Annotated in this window: 1 protein-coding gene; it reads right to left on the minus strand. The window is 58.2% G+C overall.

Going from position 1 to position 256, the window contains the following annotated elements; translation table 11 throughout:
- Positions 1-256: MC/SLC25 family protein (locus F0L68_RS46105; RefSeq protein ID WP_149855469.1), on the minus strand; the 256-nt coding region annotated here is incomplete at both ends.

Here is a 256-nt window from a genome sequence, read left to right on the forward strand (position 1 = left end):
GTGCATTGTTCACGGGGCTTGGGCACAACATACTGGTACAGCAGCTCAAGGGTGCGTTCGAAGCAAGCAAACTTCATCATCGTGTACGGGATCTGTCTGCCCCAGAGCGGCACCAGGCCCTTGTAGAACGTGCCGTAACCTTCGTTCTTGACCATCTTCGGCCACGCCTCGCGGAGGGTGCTCGCGAAACCAGGCATCGTTTGGATACGGACCTTAGCCGCCTCCATGGGCGACAGGGCGATGTCGGCGATGAATT

The sequence above is a fragment of the Solihabitans fulvus genome (assembly GCF_008386585.1).
Taxonomy (GTDB): Bacteria; Actinomycetota; Actinomycetes; order Mycobacteriales; family Pseudonocardiaceae; genus Solihabitans; species Solihabitans fulvus.